General features: G+C 55.9%; 1 pseudogene. It reads left to right on the top strand.

Annotation, left to right across the window (positions count from 1 at the left end):
• Positions 1–685: pseudogene (locus tag EKD02_RS10075) on the top strand (hypothetical protein); the annotation flags it as partial.

Here is a 685-nt window from a genome sequence, read left to right as displayed (position 1 = left end):
CACTGCAGTCGGAAGCCGCAGCACTCTTTAATGCCGACAACCTCACAGCATCAGAAGCGAAGTTCCGTGAAGTTCTTGCACTGAAGCCTACCAACCTTCAGGCGATGGACTATTACGAGGTGCAGATTCCTGCGCGCAAAGCCGAACTTGAGCGCCGTGCTGCAGTGGAACTCAAAGCTGAAACAGCGGCAGAAGGTGCAGAAAAACTTTTCCTTGCAGGCGACTATACCGGAGCCCTTGTTGGTTGGCAGCAGGCCGTAAACCAGACTGAAACCCCGGAGAGCCGGATTGCATACATGGGCAGAATGGATGTTGCCCGCGAGAAGCAACGCGAAAAAGAAGCGGCACTGCAGGGAAGGATCGAACAGTTGCAGAGCGAGGGCATAGCTCTCTTCCAGGCGGACAGTCTGGAAGCTTCTGGGGCGAAGTTCCATGAGCTGCAGGCCATCGATGCCCAAAACCAGAACGCAAAACACTATCTAGAAACAGCGATTCCTGCCCGAAAAGGCGAGCTTGCCCGCCTCGCTGCTCAGGAAGACAAGGCGAAAGCCGGTCTTGCAAGCGGCAATAAACTCTACACCGCCGGACAGAAATCCGAGGCCATGGCTGCCTGGCAGTCAGCCCTGCCGCTTGCACTGAAAGAAGCAACCCGTACAGCCATCAGCACAAGGATCCGCGAAGCTGA

Origin of the sequence: Chlorobium phaeovibrioides, assembly GCF_003968655.1 — a bacterium.
GTDB classification, from domain to species: Bacteria; Bacteroidota; Chlorobiia; order Chlorobiales; family Chlorobiaceae; genus Chlorobium; species Chlorobium phaeovibrioides.
Note: the sequence above shows the minus strand (reverse complement) of the source record. Positions and strands in the feature narration are given on the sequence as shown.